At 60.8% G+C, this 14,803-nt stretch carries 14 protein-coding genes and 1 tRNA gene (1 of these 15 cut by a window edge); 7 read left to right on the top strand and 8 right to left on the bottom strand.

All coding sequences use genetic code 11. The features are described from left to right. The first annotated feature begins 138 nt into the window (after positions 1–138). Together N0P34_RS03030 and N0P34_RS03025 are read left to right on the top strand one after the other, a co-directional pair. A complete protein-coding gene (locus N0P34_RS03030; protein ID WP_275605542.1) occupies positions 139–696 on the top strand; it encodes a TRAP transporter small permease subunit in 558 nt (185 codons plus the stop codon). Continuing rightward, entirely contained in the window at positions 696–2,084 is a 1,389-nt protein-coding gene (locus tag N0P34_RS03025) for a TRAP transporter large permease subunit (RefSeq protein WP_275605541.1), read from the top strand. The genes N0P34_RS03030 and N0P34_RS03025 overlap by 1 nt, the downstream gene beginning before the upstream one ends. Before the next feature lie 71 nt (positions 2,085–2,155). On the opposite strand, the gene N0P34_RS03020 is transcribed toward N0P34_RS03025, so the two are convergent. The 3 genes from N0P34_RS03020 to N0P34_RS03010 form a co-directional block, all read right to left on the bottom strand. Continuing rightward, positions 2,156–3,256: a TRAP transporter substrate-binding protein gene (locus N0P34_RS03020; protein WP_275605540.1), complete on the bottom strand. Its 1,101-nt coding sequence runs from the start codon at positions 3,254–3,256 to the stop codon at positions 2,156–2,158. Positions 3,257–3,400: 144 nt separating this feature from the next. Then, positions 3,401–4,690, bottom strand: a complete 1,290-nt coding sequence (locus tag N0P34_RS03015; RefSeq protein ID WP_275605539.1) for a sugar transferase — start codon at positions 4,688–4,690, stop codon at positions 3,401–3,403. Between the two features lie 260 nt (positions 4,691–4,950). Further along, positions 4,951–5,027: transfer RNA gene (locus N0P34_RS03010), tRNA-Met, on the bottom strand. 262 nt (positions 5,028–5,289) lie between these two features. Here N0P34_RS03010 and N0P34_RS03005 point away from each other — a divergent pair. Together N0P34_RS03005 and N0P34_RS03000 are read left to right on the top strand one after the other, a co-directional pair. Beyond that, positions 5,290–6,327 carry an aldo/keto reductase gene (locus N0P34_RS03005; protein ID WP_275605538.1) on the top strand — a complete coding sequence of 346 codons (1,038 nt, stop codon included), beginning with the start codon at positions 5,290–5,292 and terminating at the stop codon, positions 6,325–6,327. Positions 6,328–6,414: 87 nt separating this feature from the next. Then, positions 6,415–7,107 (top strand): DUF599 domain-containing protein, encoded by a 693-nt coding sequence (locus N0P34_RS03000; protein ID WP_275605537.1) that lies wholly within the window; start codon positions 6,415–6,417, stop codon positions 7,105–7,107. Between the two features lie 27 nt (positions 7,108–7,134). On the opposite strand, the gene N0P34_RS02995 is transcribed toward N0P34_RS03000, so the two are convergent. Next, a complete protein-coding gene (locus N0P34_RS02995) occupies positions 7,135–8,388 on the bottom strand; it encodes a tetratricopeptide repeat protein (RefSeq protein WP_275605536.1) in 1,254 nt (417 codons plus the stop codon). Between the two features lie 164 nt (positions 8,389–8,552). Here N0P34_RS02995 and N0P34_RS02990 point away from each other — a divergent pair, with 164 nt between their 5' ends. From N0P34_RS02990 to N0P34_RS02980, 3 genes are all read left to right on the top strand, one after another. Beyond that, a complete protein-coding gene (locus N0P34_RS02990) occupies positions 8,553–8,864 on the top strand; it encodes a (2Fe-2S)-binding protein (RefSeq protein ID WP_275606910.1) in 312 nt (103 codons plus the stop codon). Then, the gene (gene bfr / locus N0P34_RS02985) at positions 8,830–9,315 is read left to right on the top strand and encodes a bacterioferritin (RefSeq protein ID WP_275605535.1); all 486 of its coding nucleotides are present in this window, start codon (positions 8,830–8,832) and stop codon (positions 9,313–9,315) included. Before N0P34_RS02990 ends, bfr begins: the two co-directional genes overlap by 35 nt. Before the next feature lie 66 nt (positions 9,316–9,381). After that, complete coding sequence (locus N0P34_RS02980; RefSeq protein ID WP_275605534.1) at positions 9,382–9,795, top strand: VOC family protein; 414 nt, start codon at positions 9,382–9,384, stop codon at positions 9,793–9,795. On the opposite strand, the gene N0P34_RS02975 is transcribed toward N0P34_RS02980, so the two are convergent. From N0P34_RS02975 to N0P34_RS02960, 4 genes are all read right to left on the bottom strand, one after another. Beyond that, complete coding sequence (locus N0P34_RS02975; protein WP_275605533.1) at positions 9,792–10,364, bottom strand: nucleotidyltransferase family protein; 573 nt, start codon at positions 10,362–10,364, stop codon at positions 9,792–9,794. The two genes, N0P34_RS02980 and N0P34_RS02975, sit on opposite strands and share 4 nt — an antisense overlap. An 84-nt stretch (positions 10,365–10,448) precedes the next feature. Next, the gene (locus N0P34_RS02970; protein ID WP_275606909.1) at positions 10,449–11,447 is read right to left on the bottom strand and encodes an alpha/beta hydrolase; all 999 of its coding nucleotides are present in this window, start codon (positions 11,445–11,447) and stop codon (positions 10,449–10,451) included. A gap of 181 nt (positions 11,448–11,628) precedes the next feature. Beyond that, on the bottom strand, positions 11,629–12,846 hold the full coding sequence (locus N0P34_RS02965) for a lytic murein transglycosylase (RefSeq protein ID WP_275605532.1): 1,218 nt from the start codon (positions 12,844–12,846) through the stop codon (positions 11,629–11,631). A gap of 196 nt (positions 12,847–13,042) precedes the next feature. Then, positions 13,043–14,803: the 3' portion of a mechanosensitive ion channel domain-containing protein gene (locus tag N0P34_RS02960; RefSeq protein ID WP_275605531.1), read on the bottom strand. 390 nt of this gene lie beyond the right edge of the window; 1,761 of the gene's 2,151 nt are visible here — the last part of the coding sequence; its start codon lies beyond the right edge, outside the window; the stop codon is at positions 13,043–13,045.

Raw genomic sequence — 14,803 nt, 5'->3', positions numbered from 1 at the left:
CAATAGCACTGCAGCCCGCGTGATGACCAGCACCTTGCTATCCAAGCAATTGACCGAACAAACGGATAATGCTCTCTCAATTGTTGTGGCATGTCCCGGGAGAGGCGTGTCCGTATACAAAATGGGGAGGAGATCGCCTTGCAGGGGCTAGCTGTGCTTGTCAGGGGCATCAGCGCCATCAACTGGCTTGTAGGACAAGTCCTGAGTTGGTTGGCGCTTGCCTGTGTTCTTGTGTGCTTCACCGTCGTGGTGCAGCGTTATTTTTTCCATGTATCCGTCCTATGGATGCAGGATCTTTATGTCTGGATATCCGGCGCCATGTTCACCGGCGTCGCAGGCTTTGCGCTTCTGCGGCAGGACCATGTGCGCGTCGACATCTTCTATCGGCCTGCCTCTACCCGTCGCAAGGCAATCTCGGACCTTGTCGGCGTGGTTCTCTTTCTCATCCCCTTCATGACCATCGTCTGGGTCTATGCCTTTCCGGCCGTCCGGCGGTCCTGGGGATTTTATGAGGCATCGTCCAATATCGGCGGCATGCCCGGCCTGTTCATCCTCAAGACTTTCATCCTCGTCTTTGCGGCCCTGGTCGCGCTCCAGGGCCTCGCCATGGGGGCTCGCTCCATTCTCGTGCTCGCCGGCAGGGAAGACCTCTTGCCCGTTTCGCTGCGCTACGAGTCCGAGAAAGGGCACGGTTGATGGATCCTGTACTTATCGGTGAAATTCTCTCGGGCCTGATGTTCTTCGCCATTATCGGCGTGCTCATGCTCGGCTTTCCAGTCGCGTTCTCCCTGGCGGGAACGGCCTTGATCTTCGGCCTGATCGGCTGGTGGCTCGGCGTCTACGACCCCTCCAATTACGGTTCGCTCGTGGGCCGCTATATCGGCCTGATGACCAATGAAGTGCTGGTCGCCGTGCCACTCTTCATCTTCATGGGTGTCGTGCTCGAACGATCGGGCATTGCCGAGCGCCTCCTCGTGACCATGGGCAAGCTCTTCGGCAATGTTCGCGGAGGTCTCGGCTTCTCCGTCATCATCGTGGGTGCACTTCTGGCGGCCTCTACGGGCGTCGTCGGCGCCACCGTCGTCACCATGGGCCTGATCTCCCTGCCGGCGATGCTGCGCTCAGGCTATGATCCCAAATTGGCCACTGGTGTCATCTGCGCGTCCGGCACGCTGGGCCAGATCATTCCGCCCTCTACGGTCCTCATCTTCATGGGTGACATGCTCTCGGGCATCAATGCTCAAGTGCAGATGAGCAAGGGCAATTTCGCGCCCGAGCCGGTGTCGGTGGGTGCGCTGTTCGCCGGCGCCATCATCCCCGGCCTGATCCTCGTCGGGCTCTACATGGCCTGGGTGGCGATCAAGGCCGTGATCGATCCCGAATCGTGCCCGGCCACCCCGGTGCCGGAAGCAGAGAAGAAGGATCTGGCGCGGGAAGTCGTGGTTGCACTGGTGCCACCACTTTTGCTGATCGTCGCCGTGCTTGGATCCATTCTCGCCGGCATTGCCACGCCAACCGAGGCAGCCTCCGTGGGCTCAGTCGGCGCGCTCATCCTCGCGGCCTTCAATCGGCAGCTCAATTTCGGCATTCTGCGTCAAACTGTGGTCTCCACCGCCTCCATCACCTCGATGGTCTTCATCATCCTCTTCGGTGCCGCGGTGTTCTCGATCGTTTTCCGCATGATGGGCGGCGACAATCTGGTCCATGAATTTCTTTCGAACATGCCGGGCGGGGCCATCGGCGCCACCATAATCGTCATGTTCATCATGTTCCTTCTGGGCTTCATCCTCGACACCTTCGAGATCATCTTCATCGTGATCCCGATCACCGCGCCTGTGCTTTTGGCGCTGGGTGTCGACCCGATCTGGCTGGGCGTTGCTGTTGGCGTGAACCTGCAGACGAGCTTCCTGACGCCGCCCTTCGGCTTCTCGCTCTTCTATCTGCGTGGTGTCGCGCCGGCCTCAGTGACGACCGGCATGATCTACAGGGGCGTTATTCCCTTCGTGATCCTGCAATTGGTGGGCCTGGCGGTGCTGTTTGTCTTCCCGCAATTGATCACCTGGCTTCCCTCGCTGATCTATTAAGCGCCCAACGCAACTCATAAAAAAAGCCCGGACGCAGGTCCGGGCTTTCCCATTTGGCGATACCAGATCGACTAGTCGAACGTGATGTATTTTTCGCGTGCGGCGAGATACGGCATGTCCGTGCCTTCCGTGCGCTGACGCAGCAGGTTGAATGCCGCCACGAAACTCTCGGCGGTTTCCTTGGTCAGGGCATCGCCGCCCTCGCGAATTTCCGCCATCAGTTCCATCGAAGCCTTGGCGCCGGCCTCGATGATGTCTTCGGGGAAACGGCGAACCTGCACGCCATGCTCGGTGACCAGCGCGTTGAGCGCGCGCGGATCGTTTGCATACATGTCCGAGGAGACGTCGTCATAGGCGGCCTGCGTGCAGGCCTTGACGATTTCCTGCAGATCCTCTGGAAGTGCCTGAAATTTGGCCTTGTCGACGGCGATTTCCGTAGCGAGACCCGGCTCCACGAAGCTGGGGAAGTAGTAGTTCTTGGCGATCTGGTAAAAGCCGAGGGCCAGATCATTGTAGGGACCGACAAATTCGGCGGCATCGAGCGTGCCCGACTGCAGTGCCGCAAAGATTTCGCCGGCGGCAAGATTGGTCACCGAAGCGCCAAGCTTGGCCCACACCTGGCCGCCAAGGCCCGGGGTGCGGAAGCGCAGGCCCTGAATGTCGGCCGCACCGCTCAGCTCGTTACGGAACCAGCCGCCGGCCTGGGTGCCTGTATCGCCCGACAGGAACCCCTGCAGGCCGAACTGGTCATAGACCTTGTCCCAGATTTCCTGGCCGCCGAGATAGCGCACCCAGGCGGTCAGCTCGCGATTGGTCATGCCGAAGGGCACGCCGGTGAAGAAGGACAGGGCCTGGCTCTTGTTCTGCCAGTAGTAAGGCGTGCCGTGACTGATTTCGGCCGAGCCGTCGATAACAGCATCAAGCGCCTGAAGGCCGGGCACCATTTCGCCTGCCGAGAAGACCTGCACAGTCAGGCGTCCACCGCTGGCTCGGGTGATACGGTCTGCCAGGTTCTGCGCACCCACGCCGAGGCCAGGGAAGTTCTTGGGCCAGGTGGTGACCATGCGCCAGGTGATGTTGCCCTGAGCAATGGCCGGAGCTGCCAGCGTCGTCGCCGCCGCTGCGCCAATCGTGGCGACGGAAGCCTGCTTGAAAAATTCGCGTCTTTTCATGTTTCCTCCCAAAAAGCGCCAAGACTGGCGCCGTCCACCAACACTCCCCCCTCGAAGGTGTCGTTGGTCGTTCTAGAAGATCAACAGCGCAAAGACCTGTCCAGCATCTTGTTCGCAGGTCGCAAGAAAAGAACGATAACGATGCTAGCGGGCGCCACTGCGCAACAGCAGCGTCCGAACCGTGCGAACAGCGATGATCACATCGAGGTCGAAGGAGACATGCTTGAGATAGAAGAGGTCGTAGGAAAGCTTGGTGATCTCTTCGTCTTCGGTCTCGGCATAGCCGTGCGAGACCTGGGCCCAGCCGGTCAGTCCTGGCAGCAAGATGGACCGGTTCACATATTGCGGCAGCCTCGCTTCCAGCGCCTCGGCAATCGGCACTGACACCGGGCGCGGGCCAATAAAGCTCATCTCCCCTTTCAGGATGTTGATGAGCTGCGGCAATTCATCGATGCGCAGCTGGCGCACGATATGGCAGCCAGGCAGCACGCGCGCATCGTTCTGGGCGGTCGAGGCACCGTCCGCGTTCTTGACCATGGTGCGGAACTTGTAGAGCCGGAATTCCTCGCCCCCATAGCCGCGCCGCGGCTGGATGAAGAGCGAGGGCCCCCCATCGACAATGCGGATATAGAGCCAGAGCAATCCGCCGAGGATCAGCGCCGGCACTGCCAGCACTAGCACGCCGACAATGTCGATCAGCCGCTTGGCGCGATAATAGATGATCTGGCTCGGGCTATAGGCCACATCCGCCAGATCAAAGCTGGCGATATCGACCCGGCCGGAATAGCCTTCGAGATAGGATGGCCAGGACTCGATCTCGAAGCCACGGAGATAAAGCCGTGTCAGCACCGGCCCCCAGCTGCCGCCATGATGGAACTGCGGATCGATCAATATGCGGCGAATGCCGGGGCCGATCGTGTCCGGCGTGACGATCGGCACCTTCCCGTCCAGGCGCCTGGCAATATCGGGCGCGCCGGGAAAATCGAGGAGCCCGACACGTCGCGTCAGGGAACGTGCCATGGCCAGATTTGCAACCGTAACCCCGAGCAGCGTCGTGGGCAGGCTCAGGCCCATGCCCAGAAAACTCACCGGGATGCGCGTTGCGGCGATGACCGAGATCGAAAAACAGGTTGCGAAAACGGTGACCGCGAGGGCCAGGGTAAAGGGATGGCTTCGTCGACCGGCGACGACGAGGAGACTGACGGCGATGACCGGTATGACGGCCAGCACCACCGCAACGGGAAGAATATTGTGCCAGTCGGTGCGCCCCGCCGACATCATGACCAGGCAATAGATCAGAGCCGCGCAGAGCGAGGCGCTCAGCATCCCCGGCAGCGCCGAGGTCAACAACTCGCCATAGTGATGGGTCTTGCGCCTTGCGCCCTGGCCAATAACGGCATCGAGGCCGCTCGTGGGCGATCGGGGGAGTAACATTGACCCTCACTTCTTCTCGGTCGGTGCTCTCTTGCGAAGCAGACCAGCTTTGCCGGCTGTTGTTTCCTGCGACAGAGTTCACGTCAAGCGGGCGCGACCTTCCCACCTGCTATTGCCCCTGGCCGAGGCACCAGGAGCGCCTTGCGCGAACCGGAATGAACCGGCTGGGAGGAAATACCGCCCGGAAGAGGGCATGAATACCCCAGGTGCAGGGCGACAAAAGGAAAAGCCCGCCAGGTCGGAGACCAGACGGGCTTTTTTGGTTGCGGGGGCAGGATTTGAACCTGCGGCCTTCAGGTTATGAGCCTGACGAGCTACCGGGCTGCTCCACCCCGCGACAATCACCAAGCGTTTCGCCGGTGTGAGGGGTATATAGGGGGTGCTTCGGACAAGCTCAACCCCTATCTCGCAATCTCCTGCGCTTTTTTGAATTTGGCGTCTCTAGCCCCCAAAAAGCCCGCAAATCCACACCTCGGCATGTGGATAACTTTGCCGAGGTCAAAAAATGGACCCGGGTCGACCAATCCGCCCTTCCCCCGCCGGGCGGGCGCGGACTAGCATCCGCATCCCGCTATGTGACCACAAGTGAGCCATCCCCTATGGAATTGAAGCATCTTGGCCGCACCGATCTCAAAGTGACTGACATTTGCCTCGGCACGATGACCTGGGGCAGTCAGAACACAGAGGCCGAGGGCCATGCCCAGATCGCCCGCGCCCGCGATATCGGCATCAATTTCATGGATACAGCCGAGCTCTACGCCGTTCCCGGAAGCCCCCAGACAAGCGGCCGGACAGAGGAAATCATTGGCAATTGGTTCCAGAACAACAAGGACCGGGACAGCTGGATCCTTGCGTCCAAGATCGGTGGTGGTGGCAGTCCCCATCTGCGGAATGGCCATCGTGCTGACGGCGCGTCCATCCTCGAGGCCGTCGAGGCCAGCCTGCGACGCCTCAAGACCGATTACATCGACCTCTACCAGATTCACTGGGCGAGCCGGGGCAGCTATAATTTCGAAGGGTCATGGACCTATCAGCCACACAGGCAGGATAGCAGCGACGTCCTCGACAATTTGACCGACATGCTGGAGACGCTTGGCGCGCTGGTGGCCCAGGGCAAGATCCGCCATATCGGCGTTTCGAACGAGACCACGTGGGGCGTCCTGCAATATCTCAGGATCGCCGAGGCAATGGGATATCCGCGCCTCGTTTCCATCCAGAACGAATACAATCTGCTGCGCCGCCACTTCGATCTCGACCTCGCAGAGATGAGCCACCACGAAGATGTCGGTCTGCTTGCCTATTCTCCTCTGGCGGGCGGCCTCCTGACCGGGAAGTACTTCGATGGCGCTGTGCCCGCGGGCAGCCGCAAGGACTACCAGAAGGGATTTTGGCGCCTCAACGAGCATTCAGAGCGGGCAGCCAAGGAATATCATGCCCTGGCGCATCGGCATGGCCTCGACCCCGTGCAGATGGCGATCGCCTTTTGCCGCACCCGCCCCTTCATGACATCAACCATCATCGGCGCGACGAGCCTGGAGCAGCTCGATCATGTTCTGGCTGCCCGCGAACTCGTCCTGTCCGCAGAAGTTCTGAGCGACATCGACGCATTGCATCGACGCCACCCGCGGCCGATCTGATCGGTCTCGTCAAAATCGGTGCGGGCCATCCCGCACCAGCAAATTTACGCTATAAACGGGGCAGCGAACCTGCCGCCGAGGCCTGACGTGACAACGCTTTTCACTTCCATTTTCCCCCTTCTGGCCTATTTCGCCTATAATCTGATCGTTCCACAGATCGAAAAGCGCTACGCGTCGCTGTCGACGATCATGAATACCCAGAGGCGACGCTGGGTTCACAATGCCGCCCGGCGGGAAACGCCGTTCGACGCCATCCTTTCCGGCAACATCATGAACTCGGTGAGCTTCCTGGCATCCACTTCGGTGCTGCTGGTTCTGGCCGTCTTTGCGCTTTTCGGTCAGATTCCGGCGCTGATCGATGCGCTCTCGTCCCTGCCATCGTCCCATCCGGTGACGGTCAGCCAGGTCCAGGTCCACCTCATTGTCATGCTGGCGATGTTCGTGCTGGCCTTTTTCGCGTTCACGCTGTCGCTGCGCCAGTTCAACCATTTCTGCATCATGCTCGGTGCGCTCGACCATGACCGCCTGACCTCCGACTCCGAGATCGACGCGATCACCCGCATGAACGCCCTGGGCGCCAAAAACTTCAACAGCGGCGTCCGCGCCTATTATTTCGCCGCCTCGACCGTGGCATGGTTCGTGTCCGAATGGTTCGGGGTCGTCGCCTGCATCGCGACAGTCCTGATCCTGGCCCACCGGGAGTTCTTTTCGACAGCCCATCGCACCGCAGCCTCCGCCGCGGTGCTGGCCGCTCGCCATCGGGGTGATTTGCCCTCTTGAGGCCGGAAACTCCGGCGCCTCGATCCCCTATTTGGTTTTCGTCTTGCCGCCCGTCATGCGGGCCAGATTATCGACCGCCAGCTGATAGCCTTGATCGGCAGCGAGCTGGTAATACTGACGCGCCAGGGCAAGATCTATCTCAACCCCCAGGCCGTTTTCGTAGATGTGGCCCATATTGTTGAGCCCGATCGGTTGGCCGGACTCTGCCGCGATCTCTGTCCACTTCAGCGCTTCGTCATAGTCTATCTCGGTGCCATTGCCATCGAGATAGAGAAGACCCAGATTGACTGCCGCCCGCATTTCGCCGCCCTCCGCCGCTTCGCGATAGAGTTCCAGCGCCCGTCGGTAGTCCTGCTTGACGCCCCGGCCATCTTCGTAGAGCAGGGCCAGATTGTGCTTTGCCAGGGCCATCCCCTGGTCAGCGGCCTGTCGATAATGCTCGGCCGCATCGGCAATGTCAGCCTCGACCCCCAGCCCGTTCTCGAGCAGGAAGCCCAGATTGTTCTGGCCGTACATGTCGCCCTGGTCGGCCGCCGCGGAATAAAGCTCGGCCGCCCGTTCCAGATTGACCTCCTGGCCCAGGCCGTCCTGCAGGATCTTGCCCAGATTGACCTGTCCCGAGGCATCGCCCTGGGCGGCGGCGCGCTCGAACCAGGCCGCGGCAGCGACATAGTCCAACGGGGCGCCAAGCCCTTCCTGATACATGAGGCCCAGATTGGACTGCGCCTTGGACATGCCCTGCTCGGCGGCGGCCCGGTACCAACGCGCAGCTTCGGCATAATCCTGCGAGACGCCCTCGCCAAAATCGTAAGACAAGCCAAGGCTGTTTTGTGCAGGCGCATAGCCCGCCTCGGCAGCGCGCATCAGCATCTCCGCTCCGCGCTCCATATCCTGGCTGACGCCATCGCCGGTGATCAGCAGGTCACCCAGGATCGCCAGCGCAACCACATGCCCCCCTTCGGCTGCCTCCTCCAGCAAAGGCACCGCGCTTTCCGTGTCACCGGCAGCAAAATGGGAGCGCGCCAGCCACCCCTTCACCTCAATCGACGCCGGTTCGCTCTTGAGTGCCCGCGTGCAGGCCGCAATGGCCGCTTCCGTGTCGATCTGCCAGCTTTCCCGGCCGATGCTCTCATAGCCGATCTCGTACTGGCTCGCCGCCGCGGCGGCACAAGCGTCTGCAGCCGGCCCCGCATGGGCAGCGCCCAGAGGCACCAGCCACGAGGTCGCGAACAGCCCCAAAAGGCCGATAGGATTTACCAGCATTCCGATCAGCGTCTTCACGTCTATCCCCCAAAGCTCAGGCCAAGACCCATTGTCACTCTATCGCAGTCAAAAAACCCCACAAGCGGGTGGCGGAACGGTGAACGCGACAATTTATGACGTTGACAATCACCTATCAAATCCGTTTATTGCGGCCGTTGATACGACCTCCACCGGGCCCAGCCATGCTCGTATGCCAATGCAACATGATTACGTCGAAAGAGATCGAGGACATTGTGCTCGACCTCCTCACGGCTGATCCGTGGCAGCTTGTCGTGCCCGCAAAAGTCTATAGCGAACTGAACCGACGTGCGAAATGCGCTGGTTGCGTGCCAAATGTGGTGGACATTATCGTCCGGGTCACAGAGAATTATCACGCCCAGCATGCCCATCCGCCTGGCGACATTGTCACCTTCCAGACCGGGCTGGAAAAGCTAAAGCAGCAACGCAGTGGAGTACGTCGTGAAAGGCGAAGCACAGGTCATCGAGCGGCTTAACGAAGCCCTCTTTCTCGAACTCGGCGCCGTCAACCAGTATTGGGTGCATTTTCGCCTTCTGGATGATTGGGGCTACAAGAAGCTGGCCGCCAAAGAGCGCGCAGAATCCATCGAAGAGATGCATCACGCCGACAGGCTGATCGAACGCATCATCTTTCTGGAAGGCCATCCCAATTTGCAGCGGGTCGCTCCGCTCCGCATTGGCCAGAATATCAAGGAAGTGCTTGAGGCGGACCTGGCCGGGGAATACGAGGCACGGGCGGCATACAAGGCCAGCCGTGAATTGTGCGAGCAGCTTGGCGACTACGTCTCCAAGAATTTGTTCGAGGCCCTGCTGACCGACGAGGAAGGCCATATCGACTTCCTCGAAACTCAGCTGGAACTGCTCGAAAAGATCGGGCCGGAAAAATACGGCCAGCTCAACGCGGCCTCGGCCGACGAAGCCGAATAAACGCAACGCCCGGCACTGCCGGGCGTTTTCTTTTGTGGGCCATCATCCACCCCAAAAGGAGCGCGCATGTACCATATGGGCCGGCTGATCGATCACGTACACTTGCGCACCCGCGACTTCGAGAAAGCACGGGTGTTCTATGGCGCCATACTTGCCGTCCTCGGCATTCCCTTTACCGCCTCAGGGGATGATTGGTTTCAGGTGGACGAGCTCTATGTCGACGCTGCGGACGCCGCCACCCAGCCGACCCATGTCCACCTCGCCTTCCAGGCCGCCAACGCTGAGATGGTGGCGGCTTTTCATCGCGCCGCCCTCGATGCCGACGGCGTGGACAATGGCGGCCCCGGCGAACGCCCCTACCACCCTGGATATTATGCGGCCTTCGTTCTCGATCCGGACGGCAACAATATCGAGGCGGTGTACCATGGGCCCAACACCCGCTCGGCGGCTTCGATCCTGATCGAACCAGCAGCGCTCTAAGCGGGCGCTTGTCCGGGCCAATCTATGATGGTGAGTTCCGGCCACACCAGCTTGGCGCGTGCGGCCTTTTCAGCATGCGTTTTTGCATTGTCGAGCCGCGTATTGGGGGTCACGCGGAAAGCGAAAATATCGTCCAGTCCAAATGGCGCGTGCACCGAAATCGCCCCATCCGCCTCAAGGCGGACTGCTACGGCATGCGTTCGGCATGCAAAATTGAGCATCATGTCGGCGCTGCAGGTCAGTTCGGGATAGGCGACCCCGAACTTTTCTGGAAACCAAAAATGAACCCTGGCCTGGTTGCGCACCTCCACAGGGATCGGCAGGTCAGCAAACTCTGCCTGTGCCCGTCGGATAACGACATCTTCGGCTTCATAGGATCGGTCGCTGGCGTCGAAATAGACCAAATCGGCGTCCTTGATCCCGGTCAGCGGCGGTCGCTCGGTCAGGACATTCCACACGGTGTTGTATATTGCACCGGACGCCAGCAAGGGGTCTGGAAGGTCCAGCCTCTGCATCCCTTCGAGAATCCGCAGCAGATGCGGTTGTGCTCGCACGATCTCCACGAGCACGCGCTTCTGAGTGTTGGGATCGGCACCGCTGTAGCAAAGATGGTTCCCCATCTCTCAACTGTGCCTGATTCTGTCTTGCTCCGCCTATTCCTCGATCTTCTGGAACATGGCGTCGAGCTGCGTGATGATCTGGTCCATCGGCGCGATCGCCTCGGGCAACATTTCCGGCGCTTCCGGCGCGACAGCCAGATAGGGCACACCGCTCGGAAATGCGCCAAACCGGTGGAAGAAACTGGTCATGTCGTCGAGCACGGGCATGCGCCAGCGCCACAGCGCGCCCATGGCGATCACCGGCTCCATATGCCCAAAGCCATCGTAATATTGGGTCGTCACCCAAACGCCCTGTTCACGCAGGCGCTGGGCGAAACGCTCCGTATTCTGCATGCGCACGATTGGATCGGTCGTCCCGGTCGCCAGATACATTGGCGGCGCTTCCGACGTGATGAGGTTGATCGGCTGCGTTCCTTCCGGGCTTGGTGCCTGGCCGAACGCCTCGCGGACCTCGCCATATTCAAAGGGGTAGAAATCATAGGGGCCAGACAGCGCCCCGACCGCCAATATCGGCATGGTAACACCGTATTCGCGCATGAAAGACGGATCGAGCGCCAGCATCACCGCATTATACGCCCCGGCCGAGTGGCCGGCGAGGAACAGCCGGTTGGGGTCCCCGCCATAATTGGCGATATTGTCCTGCACCCAGCGCAAGGCATTGGCATTGTCTTCGAGGAAGGACGGATAGCGGACTTCAGGCACCAGCCGGTAGTCGGCGATGACGGTGACAAAACCGCGCGAGGCCAGTGCCCGCCCGACAAACTGATAATCGGCGCGCTCGCCGCGGTTCCAGCCTCCGCCATAGATGAAGAACACCACCGGCGCGGGCGCGCCACGCTGCTCTGGCGCATAGACGTCGAGCTTGTTCCTGACGCCATCGGCATAGGCGACGCCGTCGCCCACCTTCGCCGTTCCGCCATCCATGGCCGCCGGAATATTGAACGGGTCCATTACCGAAAGGGCGTGGGCCGGGCTTCCCAAAGCCAGCATTGCGGAGGCGAGCGCAATGAGCGCAATGCGAATTCTGACCATCAACAGGGGCACTCTAATGAAACTGCGTCGTCGCGAACTACAACGCAAAGCCGGACAATTTGTGACGGGGGATTGGGCGAGGGCAGGCGCGCCGCAGGCGGTCGCATGACCTGCCCTCTGCTTAAGCTCCCCGACTTTGCACCTGGCTGGTTAACGAAAGATTAACGGAAGCACTTCGTGATCAGCGCTTCAGTCGCTCGAGCAACAGGCCGGAAACATGGCCGTCGGCCGCAACACCGATGCGGGACTGATAGGCCATGACGGCGGCACGGGTCTTGGGGCCGATCACGCCGTCGGGCGATCCGACGTCGTATCCGGCTCGCGCGAGGAGCGTCTGCAGCTCGGCCCGCTGTGCCTTGCTCAGTGCATAGTCCCCACTCGGCCAGGGCGTAACGAAACTGCCGCTGCCAATGATGCGGTCGGCCAGATGTCCGACGGCCAGGGCATAGCTGTCAGAATTGTTGTAGCGCTTGATGACATCGAAATTCGGCAGCAGAAGGAAGGCCGGACCGCTAGCCCCCGCCGGCATATAGAGCCGCGCTGTATCTTCTGGCCGCGGAAAGGCCTTGCCGGAAATCCGGGCGATGCCCATTTGCTGCCACCTGCTCAACGGCGCCTTTTCGAGTTGGCGCGCCGAGGCGAAGTCAAAATTCGATGGCAGCTTGACCTCATAGCCCCAGGTCTCGCCATTGCGCCAGCCAAAGGCATTAAGATAGTTCGCCGTAGACCCCAAGGCGTCGGGAATCGAGTTCCAGATATCCTTGCGGCCGTCACCATTGAAATCGACGGCATAGCGAGCAAAGCTGCTCGGCATGAACTGGGTATGTCCCATGGCGCCTGCCCACGAGCCCACCATGTCCCCGGGCCGAACATGCCCGTCGGACACGATGCGCAGCGCCGTCAGCAATTCCTTGCGGAAAAAATCGGTGCGATAGCCATTCTGGGTCAGCGTCGCCAGCGCGTGGATGGTGTTATTGCCCCCCATGAAGCCGCCGAAATTGGTTTCCATGCCCCAGATGGCGAGGACAATTTCCGGCTGCACGCCAAAACGCTGCTGTGCCGCACCCAGCGTCTGCGCCCATTCACCGCGCATCGCCTGCCCCTTTTTGGCCTGGGCCGCGGTAATGCGCTTATCGAGATATTGTTGCACCGTCTGGGTGAATTCGGGCTGCTTGCGCGTCAGTTCCATGACCTTGGAGCTGGGTGAATACGAGGCGAAAGACGCCTCGAAGGCCTGGCGGCTCACGCCCATGGCCTGGGCATCAGGCCACAATCCACGAACGAAATCGGCCGTGCTGGCTTGCGCTGCGCCGGGAGAGACCATCCCGAGCACGCTCAGCATCACTGTCGCCGCAAGATAGCGCCGAACATCGCGGAAGAAAGAGTTTACCTTGCTCATCAGGGCCTCGATACGCGTTACAAGAGTTTGCCTTGGCGCCTTGGCAAGCGCCGATGGTCCCGCACGACAACAATGCCTGCGAGCGCGCTCCTCGCCCCCGAACGGATCGCGTATCTCTATTTTAACCCATTCAATTAAGATGAGCTTAAGGCATTGGCTGCATCCGCCACCTCGCCATCACGAAGCTGTGCCCGCCTCAACTTCCGGCTGGACTGGCCTCGATCTGCCCCGACGCACCGGGAATATAGGAGACGCGCGGGGTCGGCGTCCGAATCCCACGCTCGGCAAAGAGACGTTTGACGGTCTCGGAATAGAAGCGCCCCGGCCCCCACTGCTTGCCCGCCAGGGTCTTGATGCGCGCCCGCAATTTCATGGAAGCCGGCGTCAGGGCGATCAGGCCCTGCAGATCGAGGTCATCAAGGATGACGGCGCTATGATCGGTTGCCATCAAGGCATCGAAGGCATCACGCAGCGTCTGTTTCACCGCCTCGATGTCACTGTCATAGGCCACCTCGACCTCGGCGACATAGAACGAGAAGCCCCGCACCATGTTGGACACCTGATCGACCGACGAGAAGGGGATGAGATGGATCGTGCCACTCATGTCGCGAATGGTGACCGAGCGGATGGTCAGCTTCTCAACCACGCCAGAGCGCCCCGCCACCTCGACCGCATCACCCTCGTTCATGACATTCTCGAACTGAATGAAGATGCCGGTGATAATGTCCTGAACGAGCTTCTGCGCGCCAAAACCGATGGCTAGACCCACCACACCGGCACCGGCGAGCAGCGGCGCAATATTCACCCCGATCTGGGCCAGGGCCAGCATGGTGCCGAATATGGCCAGGGCAATCGAAAAGGCGTTCTTGAATAGATTGAGCAGTGTCTTCTCACGCGGGGTAGGTATTTTCCCCGTTTGCGTGTTGAGCCGATATTCCACCCAGGACGCCACCACGACGTGCAGAATGATGGCGACAAGCACGATCAGCGCCGCCGAGACGATCGATCCGGCAACGTAGAGGCCTTCGTCACTGGCGATCCATTCCACGAAATTGAAAAGCCCCCAGATCTGGCCCACGGCGACCGCTATGCCGGCGATCACCACCCAACGCACCACTGTCATCACCCCGGGAACAAAGGCCTGGAGGCGCGTTTCGAGGAGGGGAAGCCGCTTCTGAACATCCTCGGGCAATCTCAGGCCCACAGTGACGAAGCGGCTGATGAAGGTCACGATGAGCGAGCCGACGGCTATCGCAATGAGCGACTGGATGGTCGCGCCCAGCATGAACGGCAGCGCCTCGTCCGGGTTTGCGAACCAGACGACAAGCAGCGCCAGGAGATAGGCTATCGCCAGCACGTGCCAGTGCAGCCCAATCGCCGCCAATAGCCGCCCAAGCCCGTCATGACCACGCCGCGCCGATATCTCGGCCAGCCAGACGCGAACCCCCTCCTTGTTCTGAAGGACAATGATGATGCCGATCGTGGTCGCGGTCGCCATGACCAGGACCTGAACCGCCGCGGCGGCCGATGTCGAAATGACGCCCGCCACCATTGGGGAAACGAACAGGAAGGTATACCCGAGCAGCGACAGGATGCGGCTCATCCAGAATGACCAATAGGCCGCGTTGTCGTCGGCCACGGGGAGCATGCGGAGGACCGTGAAGCGCGGCGCGAGAACGGTTCGGATGGCCAGCTTGCTGAGCTCGACGATCAGAAATGCGTTGAGCAGCAGGGTCTGGTTTATGCCCATCTGTCCGTTGGGATAGGTCCCCGCATTGAGGGCCAGGATATAGCCCAGCGCCCACGCCAGTACGATGGTCACGGCATCGACCAGCGTCGCCATGCCGATCGCCCAGACGCGCCTGATGCCGCGCTGGTTCTGGGCCCGCCCTGCGATCTTGGCAATCAGCGCATTGGCCATCAGCCGCAGGACAAGAAAGCTCCCGAAGAGCCCCAG

It is taken from the genome of Devosia sp. FJ2-5-3 (assembly GCF_029201545.1).
Lineage (GTDB): Bacteria > Pseudomonadota > Alphaproteobacteria > Rhizobiales > Devosiaceae > Devosia.
This window is presented reverse-complemented; position numbering and strand designations above follow the sequence as displayed.